Genomic DNA, 14,616 nt, shown 5'->3' on the forward strand with positions numbered 1-14,616 from the left:
TCGGAGACACCATGCTACTCGTACAATTCAAGAACGAACAAGGCGCGCGCCAGGTCGGCGTGCTGGAACAGAACTCCATCCGCGTCATCGAAGGCTACGACAGGACCTACGCACTGGCGCTGGCCGCGATACGCCAGTCGATCGGCCTGGCCGACCTGGTGGTGAAGTCCGCCGGATCCACGTTGCTGGCGTTCGACGCCGTCGCAGCGTCGGGCCGCCTGCTGCCGCCGCTGGACCACAGCGACGACGCCCATTGCTACGTCACCGGCACCGGCCTGACTCACCTGGGCAGCGCCGATACCCGTGACGCCATGCACAAGAAAATCGGCGGCGACGTCGAATCCCTGAGCGACTCCATGAAGATGTTCCGCATGGGCGTTGAAGGCGGCAAGCCTGCAGAGGGCGAAGCCGGCGTGCAGCCGGAATGGTTCTACAAGGGCGACGGTTCCATCGTCGCCGCCAGCGGCCAGGCCCTGAGCATGCCGGACTTCGCTCTGGATGGCGGCGAAGAGCCTGAAGTGGCGGGCCTGTACGTGATCGGCGACGACGGTCAGCCGTACCGCGTCGGCTACGCCATCGGCAACGAATTCTCGGACCACGTGACCGAGCGCCAGAACTACCTGTACCTGGCGCACTCCAAGCTGCGCGCCTGTGGCCTGGGCCCGGCGCTGCTGGTCGGCGAAGCGCCTGCGCATATCGAAGGCACCTCGCGTATCTATGACGTCGAAGGCAAGGTCCGCTGGCAGAAGGCTTTCTTCAGCGGCGAGCAGAATATGTCGCACACTATCGGCAACCTGGAACACCACCACTTCAAGTACCCGCTGTTCAAGCGTCCGGGCGATGTGCATATCCACTTCTTCGGTACGGCGACGCTGAGCGTGGCCGACAACATCGTCGTCAAACCCGGCGAGACGTTTGAAATCGAAGCACCGCAATTCGGCCCGGTCCTGCGCAACAAGCTGACCGTGTACAAAACCGAAGTCGCGAAAGTGAAAGCATTATGATCATTACCGGTGAAGCACTGATAGGCGGCGTGGCCGTCAAAGGCACTGGCGCTGCCATCCGCGGCTACAACCCATCGCTGCAAGCGCCGATGGAGCCTGAATTCCATGCTGTCGATTTCGCGCAGATCGACCAGGCCTGCCGCCTGGCCGACGCCGCGTTCGACACCTTCCGCTCGCTGAGCGACGAGAAACGCGCGGTCTTCCTCGAAACCATCGGGGAACAGATCATGGCGCTGGGCGATGTGCTGGTGGAGCGCGTGATGGCCGAAAGCGGCCTGCCGCGCCCGCGCATTGAGGGTGAGCGTGGCCGCACCGTCGGCCAGTTGAAACTGTTTGCCAACCTGCTGCGCGAAGGCTCGTGGAACGATGTCCGCATCGACAAGGCGCTGCCGGAACGGGCGCCGCCGCGTCCCGACCTGCGGATGCGCATGATCGGTCTCGGTCCGGTAGCGGTCTTCGCGGCCAGTAACTTCCCGTTGGCTTTTTCTGTGGCTGGTGGCGATACCGCGTCGGCACTGGCGGCCGGCTGCCCGGTGGTGCTGAAGGCGCACTCCGCGCATCCCGGCACGTCCGAGCTGGTGGGCCGCGCAGTGGTCAAGGCGGTGGAGCTTTGTGGCCTGCCTGCCGGCGTGTTCTCGCTGCTGACCGGCAGTGGCAACGGCATCGGCCAGGAGTTGGTGCGTCATCCTGCGATCAAGGCGGTCGGCTTCACCGGCTCGCGCAGCGGTGGCCTGGCGTTGATGGCTGTTGCGGCCGCGCGTCCGGTGCCGATTCCCGTGTATGCGGAAATGAGTTCGATTAATCCGGTGTTCCTGATGCCGCGTGCATTGGCTGCGCGCGCCGAGGAAATCGCCGCCGGTTTCGCCGGTTCGCTGGTGCTGGGCGTGGGACAGATGTGCACCAATCCGGGATTGGTGATCGGCGTCGGCGGCCCTGACCTGGACCGCTTTGCCAACGCCGCCGCGCAGGCGCTGGCCGGTGGCGCCGCATGCGCGATGCTGTCGCCTGGGATCGCCGGCAGCTTCCAGCGCGGGATCACGCAACTGGCGGAGCATGCGGACGTGAAGACGCTGGCGCTGGCGCCGCAATCGGAAGGCAAGGGCGCCCCGGCGCTGTTCGTCGCCAGTGGCGCGGCCTTCCTGTCGCAGCATGCGTTGTCGGAGGAAGTATTCGGCCCGGCTTCGTTGCTGGTCGCCTGCAAGGACATCGCGGAGCTGCATCAAGTCGCCGAAAGCCTGGAAGGCCAGCTGACCGCCACCCTGCAACTGGACGATGGTGACCTGGATCTGGCACATGCGCTGCTGCCGGTACTGGAGCGCAAAGCCGGTCGCATCCTGGCCAACGGTTTCCCGACCGGCGTGGAAGTGTGCAGTGCGATGGTGCACGGCGGTCCGTTCCCGTCGACCTCCGATGGCCGCAGCACGTCCGTAGGTACGGGCGCCATCGTGCGCTTCCTGCGTCCGGTGTCGTACCAGAACCTGTCGCAGGCCTTGCTGCCGGAGGTATTGCGCGACAACGGCGCCGCAACCTGGCGTCGCCGCGAGGGCGAACTGACGCGCGGCTGAAAAAAATAATAACGGAGACTGTATGACCCAATTGGCCAAATTTGGCAGCTTGCGCGGCAAGCGTGTATTTATTACGGGTGGCGGCACAGGGATAGGCGAGGCGATGGTGATTTCCTTCGCCGAGCAGGGCGCGCAGGTGGCATTCGTCGACATCGCCCGCGACGCCAGCCTTGCCTTGATACGCAGGGTGAAGGAGGCTGGTTATCCTGAACCCCTGTTCCGCCAGTGCGATATCACCGATATCCCGGCGCTGCAAAGCACCATGTCCGAGATGGCGGCCAACGTTGGCGATTTCGACATCCTCGTCAACAACGCCGCCAACGACCAGCGCCACGAGACGGCCGAGGTGACGGTGGATTACTGGAACGAACGCATCGCCATCAATCAGCGTCCGATGTTCTTCACCTGCCAGGCGGTCCTGGAAGGCATGAAGAAGAAGGGCTCCGGCTCGATCATCAACGTCGGATCGATCTCGTGGCACGTCAAGAACGCGGGCTATGCGGTGTATGCCACGTCCAAAGCGGCGGTGCATGGCTTGACGCGCGGGCTGGCGCGCGAGTTCGGCGCGCATGGCATCCGCGTCAATACCGTCACGCCGGGTTGGGTGATGACGCAGCGCCAGATCGACCTGTGGCTGGACGACGCGGGCGAGCAGGATATCAAGCGTAACCAGTGCATGCCGACCAAGCTGCTGCCGCAGCACGTGGCATCGATGGTGCTGTTCCTCGCCGCCGAAGACGGTGCGATGTGCACCGCCCAGGAGTTCATCGTCGACGCCGGCTGGGTATAAAAACAACGGGGGTCAAGTCTGACATTCGGACACGAGCTTTGCCGTAGGGCTGATTACGGTAGAGGCCGTGTCCGAATGTCAGACTTGACCCCCTCCATAAGTTTTGCCCCGGAGACAGCCGTCCTATGAGGCGGTGGGGATACATAACCATAAAAAAGGCAAGAACATGGCAAAGACATGTTTCTCCGCGCTGGCGCTCGCCGCCAGTGCAATGACGGCGGCCGCAGCGCAGCCTGCGCTGACCAGTCCCGATCATCACATCAGCGTCAAAGTGCAAGCCACTGCTGGCGGTGGCTTGGCGTATTCGATTTCCCGCGACGGCAAGCCGGTGCTGTTGGCTTCCGGGCTAGGCCTGCAACTGCAAGGTGCCGATCTGGCTAGCACACTGACAATTGCGGCCACCTCCAAGGCCCGCGCCGTCAGCGACCAGTATCAGATGGCTGTCGGTAAAAAGAGCAGCATCAGCTATCGCGCCAACGAGCAAACCTACACCGTGCGCAACGCGCAGCAACAGGCGATGGACATCGTGTTCCGTGTGTCGAACGATGGCGTGGCCTTCCGCTACGTCGTTGCCGAGCCATCGCTGCCGCACAAAAAGCTGATTCAGGAGCGCACCACCTTCGCTTTGCCGCCTACGGCCAAGGCATGGCTGCAACCGATCGCCGTGGCGCAAACCGGCTGGAGTAGAACCAATCCTTCCTACGAAGAGCACTATCAGATGGACATCCTGGTCGGCACCGCATCGCCATCGCCGGCGGGCTGGGTGTTCCCAGCGCTGTTCAAGAGCGGCGATAACTGGGTGGCGATCTCCGAGGCCGGCATGGACGGCAGCTTCCAGGCCTCGCGCCTGGCGCCGGAATCCGCAGGAGGAAAATACAGCATCGGCAATCCGATGGCCGCCGAAATCTATCCGGGCGGCGGCCTGCTGGCCGAAGTAGACGGCACGCTGACTTCGCCCTGGCGCCTGCTGGCACTGGGCTCCCTGAAGACGGTGACCAATTCCACGCTCGGCACCGACCTGGCCGCGCCGGCCATCGCCTTCGACAAGCAGCTGGTCAAGCCAGGCCACGCTTCGTGGAGCTGGGCGTTGATGAAGGACGACGCAACGGTCTACGACGTGCAGAAGAAGTTCATCGACTACGCCGCCGATATGCATTGGGACTACACCCTGATCGACGCCGACTGGGACCGCAAGATCGGCTACGACAAGATCAAGGAACTGGTCGACTACGCGGCGACGAAACAGGTCGGTATTCTGCTGTGGTACAACTCTTCCGGCCCATGGAACTCAACCGAATACTCCCCTAAAAGCCAGTTGCTGACCCATGAACAGCGCGTGGCCGAGTTCAAGCGCCTGCATGACATGGGCGTCAAAGGCGTGAAGATCGACTTCTTCAACGGCGACGCGCAATCCATGATCGCCTACTACATCAATATCCTTCGCGACGCTGCCGATGCCGGCCTGCTGGTCAACTTCCACGGCGCCACGCTGCCGCGCGGCTGGACCCGCACCTGGCCGAACCTGATGACGATGGAAGCCGTACGCGGCATGGAGTTCACCACCTTCGAGCAGGTCGACGAGGACAAGATGCCGACCCACGCGGCCATGCTGCCGTTCGCCCGCAACCTGTTCGATCCGATGGACTTCACGCCGATGGTGTTCGGCGATATCCCCAAGATCAAGCGCAGCTCCAGCAACGGTTTCGAGCTTGCCACATCGGTGCTCTACATCTCCGGCATTCAGCACTTCGCCGAGATCCCGGAAGGTATGGCCACCGTGCCGGCCTATGTCAAATCCTTCTTGCAGGAGCTGCCGCGCAGCTGGGATGACAGCCGCCTTGTAGACGGCTATCCAGGCCAGTACGCAGTCATCGCGCGCCGCTCCGGCGACACCTGGTACATCGCCGGCATCAACGCCACCAATGCGGACAAGGCGTTGACGCTGGACTTGTCCTTCGTCGGCGCCAAGCAGGGCGTGGTCATCGGCGACGGTGGCGCCGAACGCAGTTTCAGCCAGCGCAGCATCGCTGCCGGCAAAAAAGTAGCTGTAACGATCAAGCCGCACGGCGGCTTTGTCATAAAACTATAAACAGGAGATCACAATGAACACTATCAAAAACGGAGTACTCGCCTTCTGCCTGCTGGCTTCCGGCGGCGCATTCGCCGCCGATGCCATCGGCCTTACCATCGACGCCGGCAAACCGGGCGCCGTGATCAACAAGGACATCTACGGCCAGTTCGCCGAGCATCTGGGTACCGGCATCTATGAAGGCATGTGGGTCGGTCCCAAATCGAAGATCCCGAACACCAAGGGCTGGCGCAACGACGTGGTCGGCGCACTGAAGGCCATGCACGTGCCGCTGGTACGCTGGCCGGGCGGCTGCTTCGCCGATGAATATCACTGGAAGGATGGCCTGGGCCCGCGCGAGAAGCGTCCGGTCAAGGTCAACACCAACTGGGGCGGCGTGGCGGAATCCAACGCCGTCGGCACGCACGAATTCTTCGACCTGGTCGACCTGCTGGGCGCCGATGCCTACGTCAACGGCAATCTCGGCACCGGTAGCGCGCAGGAGATGTCGGAGTGGGTCGAGTACATGACTTCCGACAGCCAGTCCACGCTGGCCAATCTGCGCCGCAAGAACGGCCATGAGAAGCCGTTCAAGGTCGCCTATTTCGCGATCGGTAACGAGGCCTGGGGCTGCGGCGGCAATATGACGCCAGAACACTACGCGGACCTGTACAAGAACGTCGAGACCTTCCTGCGCGCGCCGCAGCAATACCGTCCGAAGATGATCGCCAGCGGCGGCAACGACAACGACCTGACCTGGTCCGAAGTACTGAGCAAGCAGCTGAAGCGCCAAACCGACGGCATCAGCTTCCACTACTACACCATCCCGACCGGAAAATGGGACGTGAAGGGCGCCGCCACCGGCTTCCCGGAGCGGGAGTGGATGTCCACGCTGACCAATACGCTGCGCATGGAAGACCACATCCGCAAGAACTCCGCCGCGATGGACAAGAACGACCCGGAGAAAAAACTGGGCCTGTTCGTCGACGAGTGGGGTACCTGGTACGACGTGGAGAAGGGCACCAACGCCGGCTTCTTGTTTCAGCAGAACACCCTGCGCGATGCGGTTGTTGCAGCGCTTAACTTCAACATCTTCCATGCCCATGCAGACCGCGTGCGCATGACCAATATCGCGCAGATGGTCAACGTGCTGCAATCGATGATCATCACCGACAAGGACAAGATGGTGTTGACGCCGACCTATCACGCCTTCGAGATGTACGTGCCGTTCCAGGGCGCCACCTCGCTGCCGTTGACGTTGTCGAACAATCCGCAATATGCGCTGGATGGCGCTAGCGTCCCTGAGATCAGCGCATCGGCCGCGCGTGGCACCGATGGCAAGCTGTATCTGGCGCTGGTCAATACCAATCCGGGCCAGGCTGCGGATGTGGCGATCAATGTGCCGGGGCAGACGATCAAATCGGTCAAAGGGCGCGTGCTGACCGCCGCTGCGATGGATGCGCATAACACCTTCCAGGCGCCGCAGGCGATCAAGCCAGTGCCGTACAGCGCTACCGCAGTTGACGGCAAGCTGACGGTGAAGATCCCGGCCAAGGCCGTTGTCGTTGTCGCGGTGGAGTGAGGGCATGAGTGAACACGACATCTCGGTTTCGCGCCGCAAGGCCATTGCCGGCGGCGTAGCACTGCTGCTGGCAGGTTGCGGCGGTGGCGGTGGAAGCGCCAATCCGGTCACGCCGGTGCCTACTCCGACGCCAGCGCCGACTCCGACTCCCGCTCCAACGCCAACTCCGACTCCAGCGCCGTCGCCGACCACCATTACGTTTGGCGATGCATCGGTACACGACCCGGCAGTAATCAAGGTAGACGGCACGTATTACGTATTCGGTTCGCACCTGGCCGCCGCCAAATCGACGGACCTGATGAACTGGACCAAGATCGCGGATGGCGTCAACGCTGCCAATCCGTTGTTCAACAACGTCGTCACCGCGCTGGCAGACACCTTCACCTGGGCGCAGGTGACGGACCTGTGGGCGCCGGACGTGGTCAAGCTCGGCGACGGCAAGTTCTACTTCTACTACAACGCCTGCAAGGGTGATTCGCCGCGTTCGGCGCTGGGCGTGGCCGTGGCGGACAAGATCGAAGGCCCATACGTCAACAAGCAGATCATGCTGAAGTCCGGCATGTGGGGCCTGATCAGCGAGGACGGCGTCAACATCTACGATGCGCTGACAATGCCGAACGTGGTCGACCCAAACACCTTCTTCGACAAGGACGGCAAGCTGTGGATGATCTACGGCTCCTACTCCGGCGGCATCTTCATCCTGGCGATGGATCCTGCCACCGGTTTGCAGAAGCCTGGCCAGGGCTACGGCAAGCACCTGATGGGCGGGAACCACAGCCGCATCGAGGGTGCGTATGTGATGTACAGCCCGCAGTCGAAGTACTACTACCTGTTCACGTCCTTCGGCGGGCTGGATGCGAACGGCGCCTACAATATGCGCGTGGCGCGCTCGCTGAACCCGGACGGTCCGTACGTGGACGCCAAGGGCAACGATATGGCCAACGTCAAAGCCAATCCCGCGCTGCCCCTGTTCGACGATGCCAGCATCGCACCGTTCGGCCAGAAGATTATGGGGAACTACCAGTTCGCGCTGGCGGACGGCGAGACCGGCACGCCGCTGGGCTATGTATCGCCGGGTCACAACTCCGCTTACTACGAGGCTGCGACCGGCCAGTACTTCCTGGTGTTCCACACGCGTTTCCCCGGCACCGGCGAGTTCCACCAGATCCGCGTGCACGAGATGTTCATCAACGAAGACGGCTGGATCGTCGTGTCGCCGTTCCGCTACGCCCCGCTCAGCAAGAACTCGACGGTGCTGTCGGCCGAGGTGACCGCTGCCGATACCGCCGGCACGTACAAGATGATCAATCACGGCAAGGACATCACGGCGGCGATCAAGGCTTCGCAGAATATCAAGCTGGCGGCCGACGGCACGGTTTCCGGCGCCGCCACCGGCACTTGGAAGCATAATGGCGCCAACAAGATCACGATTTCGCTGGGCGCTACCGGCACCTTCAACGGCGTGCTGTCGCGCCAATGGAATACTAATGCCAGCGCTTTCGTGGTGACGTGGACCGCGCAGTCGGTGGATGGCGTGTCGATCTGGGGCGCGCGCACAGGGAGTTAGGATGAAGTCAGCGATATTTGCATTGGGCCTGTTGGCGCTGTCGGTTTGCTCAGCCAAGGAAGTCAGCGTCCACGATCCGGTGATGGCGAAGGAGGGCGATACCTGGTATGTGTTCAGTACTGGGCCGGGTATCACCTTCTACAGCTCCAGGAACATGAAGGACTGGACGCCGGAAGGCCGCATTTTCAAGGACCAGCCGGTGTGGGCCAAGCGTGCCGCGCCGACTTTCGACGGCCATATCTGGGCGCCGGATGTGCACTTCCATAACGGACAATACTATTTGTACTATTCTGTTTCGGGCTTCGGCAAGAACACGTCGGGTATCGGCGTTACGGTCAACAAGACGCTCAATCCCCGCTCGCCGGACTACCGTTGGGAAGACAAGGGCATGGTGCTGCAATCCGTGCCGCTGCGCGACGACTGGAACGCCATCGACCCGAACATCGTCGAAGACGGCAAGGGCGGGGCGTGGATGGCTTTCGGTTCCTTCTGGAGTGGCCTGAAGCTGGTGAGGCTGAATGCGGATTGGACCGGCCTGGCGGAGCCGCAGGAATGGCATGCAATAGCCAGCCGTTCGCGCGGGCCATCGGTGGCGGAGAAGTCGGCGGGGCCGGATGAGATCGAGGCGCCGTTTATCTTCAAGAAGGGCGACTACTACTATCTGTTCGCGTCATTCGGGCTTTGCTGCCGCAAGGGTGACAGCACGTACTACGTTGTTGTCGGCCGGTCCAGGGAGGTCGCCGGTCCTTACGTGGACAAGAACGGCGTCGATATGATGAAGGGCGGCGGCTCCACCGTCATCGCCGGCGACAAGGACTGGAAAGGTCTGGGCCACAACAGCGCCTACACCATCGACGGCAAGGACTACATGGTGCTGCACGCCTACGAGACGGCGGACAACTACCTGCAAAAGCTGAAGATCATGGAAATGAAGTGGGACGCCAGCGGCTGGCCGGTGGTGGATGCGGCGGACCTGAACCGATACCGCAGCAACCAGCTGCCGACGCCATGATGGTGTTGCTGCGCGGGGTGGCGGCGCTGGTCGCCGCCGCGATGCTGTGTGCATCGGCTGCGGCAACTCCGCTGCAGCTATTCCCGCTGGCCGACGTCCGTCTTGGCGACAGCCCCTTCCTGGAAGCCCAGCGGACGGACCTGCATTACCTGCTTGAGATGGAACCGGACCGTCTGCTCGCGCCGTTCCTGCGCGAAGCCGGCCTGCCGCTGAAGCAGCCCAGCTACGGCAACTGGGAATCGTCCGGCCTGGATGGCCACCTCGGCGGCCACTATCTTTCCGCGCTGGCGCTGATGTACGCGTCCACCGGCGACGACGAAGTTCTCCGTCGCCTGAATTACTTCGTGGCGGAGCTCAAGCGCTGCCAGGAGCGCAATGGCAACGGCTACATCGGTGGCATCCCTGACGGCAGCGCAGCCTGGCAAGCCATCGCCAAGGGCGAACTCCATGCCGACAATTTCTCCGTCAACGGCAAGTGGGTCCCGTGGTACAACCTGCACAAGGTGTATGCGGGCCTGCGCGACGCCTACACCTACGCTGGCAATGCGGATGCCCGCGCGATGTTGATCGCCATGTCCGACTGGGCGCTGGAATTGACCTCGCACCTGAGCGAAGAGCAGATGCAGTCCATGCTGCGCAGTGAACACGGCGGCATGAATGAAGTGCTGGCCGACGTCGCCCAGATGACGGGACAGAAAAAATACATGGACCTGGCGATCCGCTTCTCCCATCAGGCCATCCTGCGGCCGCTGGAAGAGGGCAAGGACCAGCTCACCGGCCTGCATGCGAATACGCAGATCCCCAAGGTGATAGGCTTCAAGCGCATCGGCGACATCACGGGCCGCCGCGACTGGCAGCAGGCCGCGCAATTCTTCTGGCAGACCGTGCACGATCACCGCACCGTCGCCATCGGCGGCAACAGCGTCAAGGAGCACTTCCACGACGATAAGGATTTCTCTTCGATGATCGATGAAGTCGAAGGCCCGGAGACCTGCAACACCTACAATATGCTCAAGCTCACCGAGCTGCTGTTCCTCGGCGACGCCAAGGGCAGCTACAGCGACTACTACGAGCGCGCGCTGTACAACCATATCCTGTCCTCGCAGCGGCCGGATAGCGGCGGCTTCGTCTACTTCACGCCGATGCGCCCCAATCACTATCGCGTCTATTCGCAGGTAGACAAGGCCATGTGGTGCTGCGTAGGCTCCGGCATCGAGAGTCACGCCAAGTACGGAGAATTCATCTACGCACATCGCGGCGACCAGCTGTACGTGAACCTCTTCATCCCTTCGACGCTGAACTGGCGCGAGCAGGGCGTGACCATCACGCAGGCCAATCGCTTCCCGGACGAAGACCGTAGCACGATTATGGTCAAGGGCGCGGTCAAGGGCAGCAAGGCGTTCACGATGAAGATCCGCTATCCCGAATGGGTGGCGCATGGCGCCTTGCGCATCACGGTCAATGGCAAGCCGGTGGCGGCCAACGCTGGAGCGGACCGTTACGTCAACCTGCGCCGTGTATGGCGGGACGGCGACAAGGTCGAGATCCTGCTGCCGATGAAAACCCATCTGGAGCAGATGCCGGACAAGTCCAACTACTACGCGGTGCTGCACGGCCCCATTGTGCTGGCGGCGAAAACCAACCCCTTCGCTGGCGAGAAGCTGAACTTCTTCGCCGACGACTCGCGTATGGGGCACGTGGCGCAAGGCCAGGTATGTCCGCTGGAATCCGCGCCCATGCTGGTCAGCGACACCAAAGCCTTCATGGACCGCTTCAAGCCGGTGCCCGGCAAGCCGCTGACGTTCACGGCGCCGGGTCTGGTGCAGGGCAAGAATGTCGGCAGCGTGACCTTCATCCCGTTCTTCCGCCTGCACGACTCACGCTACGTGGTCTATTGGCCGTATTCGACGCCGGCCAACCTGGCCTTCATGCAGTCCAAGGCCGCGCAGGACGAGGCGGCGCGCCTGGCGCTGGACGCTCAGACCATCGACCAGGTGGCGCCGGGCGAGCAGCAGCCGGAATCCGATCACTTCTTCAAAGGCGAGGGCGCGGACGCGGGCATCAACAAAGGCCTGCACTGGCGGCACGCGAGCGGCTGGTTCAGCTACGACCTGACCGACAAGAAGGGCGAAGCGAAGACACTCAGGCTGACTTATTCGACGCTGGATGCCGGCCGCCGCTTCGATATCTTTGTCAACGGCCAGCTGTTGGCGGAGGTGGCCCTGGACGCCAAGGCGCCGCAGGAGATCTACACCAGGGACTACGCCATCCCGCCCGCAATGGCGGTTGGCGGAAAACTGGTGATCAAATTCGTCGCCCGCAAAGGTTCGATGGCGGGCGGTTTGTATGGTTTGCGCTTGTTGCGTTGATATCAAAATTGGTATCGAACTGCCAGAAAATGTCATTGGATAGATATTCTCGTTTCTCATAGTATGTGATCCAGAAAATACATAAAAATCCATCTGGAGACTTCGCTATGACGTGCAATCGCAGAACCGTGCTGGCCGCCGCATTCCTCGCCGCCTTTACCTTCAACACCCCGGTCTTCGCGGCCAAGCCGCTGGTGATCGGGTTCTCGCAGGTCGGTGCCGAGAGCGAGTGGCGCACCGCGAACACTGTGTCGATCAAGGACGCGGCCAAGAAGGACGGCATCACCCTCAAGTTCGCCGACGCCCAGCAGAAGCAGGAAAACCAGGTCAAGGCGATCCGTTCCTTCATCGCCCAGCGCGTGGACCTGATCGCGTTTTCGCCGGTGGTGGAATCGGGATGGGACACCGTGCTGCGCGAGGCCAAGGCCGCCAAGATCCCCGTCATCCTGACCGACCGCGCTGTCAACGTCAGCGATCCTTCGCTGTACGCCACCTTCATCGGTTCGGATTTCGTCGAAGAAGGTCGCCGCGCCGGCCGCTGGCTGCTGGAGCGCGCGAAGAAAACGCCCGATACCATTATCAATATCGTTGAGCTGCAAGGCACCGTCGGTTCGGCGCCGGCGCTGGACCGCAAGAAGGGCTTCGAGGAAGTCATCGCCGGCAATCCGAAGCTGAAGGTGATCCGCTCGCAGACCGGCGACTTCACCCGCGCCAAGGGTAAGGAAGTGATGGAAGCTTTCCTCAAGGCCGAGGGCAAGAAGATCAATGTGCTGTATGCGCATAACGATGACATGGCGATCGGCGCCATCCAGGCCATCGAGGAAGCGGGCCTGAAACCGGGCAAGGACATCGTCGTGATTTCCATCGACGGCGTCAAAGGCGCCTTCGAGGCGATGATCGCCGGGAAGCTGAACGTGACTGTGGAATGCAGCCCGCTGCTGGGCCCACAACTGATGCAGCTGGCGCGTGATGTCGTCGCCAACAAGCCGGTGCCCAAGCGCGTCGTCACTCAAGAAGGTGTGTTCCCGGCCGAAGTCGCGGCCAAGGAATTCCCGAACCGTAAGTACTGATCCGATGAGTATCCAAACTTCCGCGCCCGTTCCGGTGCTGGAGCTGCGCGGCATCAGCAAGGTATTCCCCGGTGTGCAGGCCTTGAGCGGCGTGGCGTTGAACCTGTATCCGGGCGAGGTGCATACGCTGATGGGCCAGAACGGCGCCGGAAAATCGACGTTGATCAAGGTGCTGACCGGCGTGTATGCACCGGACCAGGGCCAGATTCTGCTGGAGGGGCGGGCGATACAGCCTGCATCTACGCTGGAGGCGCAGAACCTGGGCATCAGCACCGTTTATCAGGAAGTGAATCTTTGCCCGAATTTGTCGGTGGCGGAGAATATCTTCATCGGCCGCTATCCGCGCAAGCGCGGTGGCATCGACTGGGCTGGCATGCAGCGGCAGGCGGTGGAGCTGCTGGAACGGATGCAGATACGGATCGATGTATCGCTGCCGCTGGCGCGCTATCCGCTGGCGATCCAGCAGATGGTGGCGATCTCACGCGCCTTGCTGGTGTCTGCCAAGGTGCTGATACTCGATGAGCCGACTTCCAGTCTCGATGAGAAGGAAGTGGAGCTGTTGTTTAGCGTATTGCGTGGCCTGCGCGAGCAGGGCATGGCGATATTGTTTGTGACGCACTTCCTCGATCAGACCTACGCGATTTCGGATCGCATCACCGTCATGCGCAACGGCGAACGGGAAGGCGAGTACGCTTGCAGCGAGTTGTCGCGGTTTGATTTGGTCAACAAGATGGTCGGCGCGCCTGCTGCGGGTATTGAGGTTGGCGAGAGCGACGGTGCCAGCGCACCCGCTGCCGCTGCCACTGTCCCCCTTGCCGCTGCGCCGTCGAAGTTGACGACCTTCCTGCGCGCGGTCGGCTTGGGCCGCAAGGGGGCACTGTCGCCGATGGATATCGAACTGCGGCAGGGCGAGCTGCTTGGTCTGGCTGGCCTGCTAGGTTCCGGCCGCACCGAGGCGGCGCGCTTGCTATTCGGGGCGGACAAGGCGGACAGCGGCAGCATCGTCATCGACGGCAAGGAGTGCAGCTTCGCTTCGCCGCGTGACGCTATCGCCGCCGGAATCGGTTTCTGTTCCGAAGACCGCAAGCATGAAGGCGCGGTGCTTGAGCTGTCCGTGCGGGAGAACCTGATCCTGGCACTGCAGGCCCGCACCGGCATCCTACGTGCGATTCCGCTCAAGCGTCAGCAGCAGCTGGCGGAGGAGTACGTCAAGGCGCTTGGCATCAAGACGGCGAGTATCGAAACGCCTATCGGCACTCTCTCCGGCGGCAATCAGCAGAAGGTGCTGTTGGCGCGCTGGCTGGCCACCGAGCCGAAGATGCTGATCCTGGACGAACCAACGCGCGGCATCGACGTGCGCGCCAAGCAGGAGATCATGGACTATGTGACGGCCCTGTGCCGCAAGGGCATGGCGATCCTGTTCATTTCGTCCGAGCTGCCGGAAGTGCTGCGCGTGAGCGACCGTATCGTCGTCATGCGTGACCGCAAAGCCGGTGGCGAGTACCCGCGCGGTGCGTTGGACGAGAGCTCGGTGCTGCAAGTGATCGCTGCAGGAGACGTCCATGAGTAGCCCGTTGAGCGAAATCGCC

Annotated in this window: 10 protein-coding genes; all 10 read left to right on the plus strand. The window is 62.3% G+C overall.

Annotated features, from left to right (window positions below):
- Positions 1-11 precede the first annotated feature (11 nt).
- Positions 12-1,004, plus strand: a complete 993-nt coding sequence (gene araD1 / locus D0T21_RS03505; protein WP_116988435.1) for an AraD1 family protein — start codon at positions 12-14, stop codon at positions 1,002-1,004.
- Positions 1,001-2,569 (plus strand): aldehyde dehydrogenase (NADP(+)), encoded by a 1,569-nt coding sequence (locus D0T21_RS03510; protein WP_116988436.1) that lies wholly within the window; start codon positions 1,001-1,003, stop codon positions 2,567-2,569. The genes araD1 and D0T21_RS03510 overlap by 4 nt, the downstream gene beginning before the upstream one ends.
- Positions 2,570-2,591: 22 nt before the next feature.
- A complete protein-coding gene (locus tag D0T21_RS03515; protein ID WP_116988437.1) occupies positions 2,592-3,359 on the plus strand; it encodes an SDR family NAD(P)-dependent oxidoreductase in 768 nt (255 codons plus the stop codon).
- A gap of 166 nt (positions 3,360-3,525) precedes the next feature.
- Positions 3,526-5,448: a glycoside hydrolase family 97 protein gene (locus tag D0T21_RS03520; RefSeq protein WP_116988438.1), complete on the plus strand. Its 1,923-nt coding sequence runs from the start codon at positions 3,526-3,528 to the stop codon at positions 5,446-5,448.
- A 13-nt stretch (positions 5,449-5,461) separates the two neighbouring features.
- On the plus strand, positions 5,462-7,009 hold the full coding sequence (locus D0T21_RS03525) for an alpha-N-arabinofuranosidase (protein ID WP_116988439.1): 1,548 nt from the start codon (positions 5,462-5,464) through the stop codon (positions 7,007-7,009).
- A gap of 4 nt (positions 7,010-7,013) precedes the next feature.
- Positions 7,014-8,576: a glycoside hydrolase family 43 protein gene (locus tag D0T21_RS03530; protein ID WP_116988440.1), complete on the plus strand. Its 1,563-nt coding sequence runs from the start codon at positions 7,014-7,016 to the stop codon at positions 8,574-8,576.
- A 1-nt stretch (position 8,577) separates the two neighbouring features.
- Positions 8,578-9,588: an arabinan endo-1,5-alpha-L-arabinosidase gene (locus D0T21_RS03535; RefSeq protein WP_116988441.1), complete on the plus strand. Its 1,011-nt coding sequence runs from the start codon at positions 8,578-8,580 to the stop codon at positions 9,586-9,588.
- Entirely contained in the window at positions 9,585-11,957 is a 2,373-nt protein-coding gene (locus D0T21_RS03540; protein ID WP_373886661.1) for a beta-L-arabinofuranosidase domain-containing protein, read from the plus strand. Before D0T21_RS03535 ends, D0T21_RS03540 begins: the two co-directional genes overlap by 4 nt.
- A 107-nt stretch (positions 11,958-12,064) precedes the next feature.
- Positions 12,065-13,027, plus strand: coding sequence for an ABC transporter substrate-binding protein (locus tag D0T21_RS03545; RefSeq protein ID WP_116988442.1), 963 nt, complete (start codon positions 12,065-12,067; stop codon positions 13,025-13,027).
- A gap of 4 nt (positions 13,028-13,031) precedes the next feature.
- On the plus strand, positions 13,032-14,597 hold the full coding sequence (locus D0T21_RS03550; RefSeq protein WP_116988443.1) for a sugar ABC transporter ATP-binding protein: 1,566 nt from the start codon (positions 13,032-13,034) through the stop codon (positions 14,595-14,597).
- Positions 14,598-14,616 lie beyond the last annotated feature (19 nt).

The sequence above is a fragment of the Duganella sp. BJB476 genome (genome assembly GCF_003416895.1).
Lineage (GTDB): Bacteria > Pseudomonadota > Gammaproteobacteria > Burkholderiales > Burkholderiaceae_D > Rugamonas.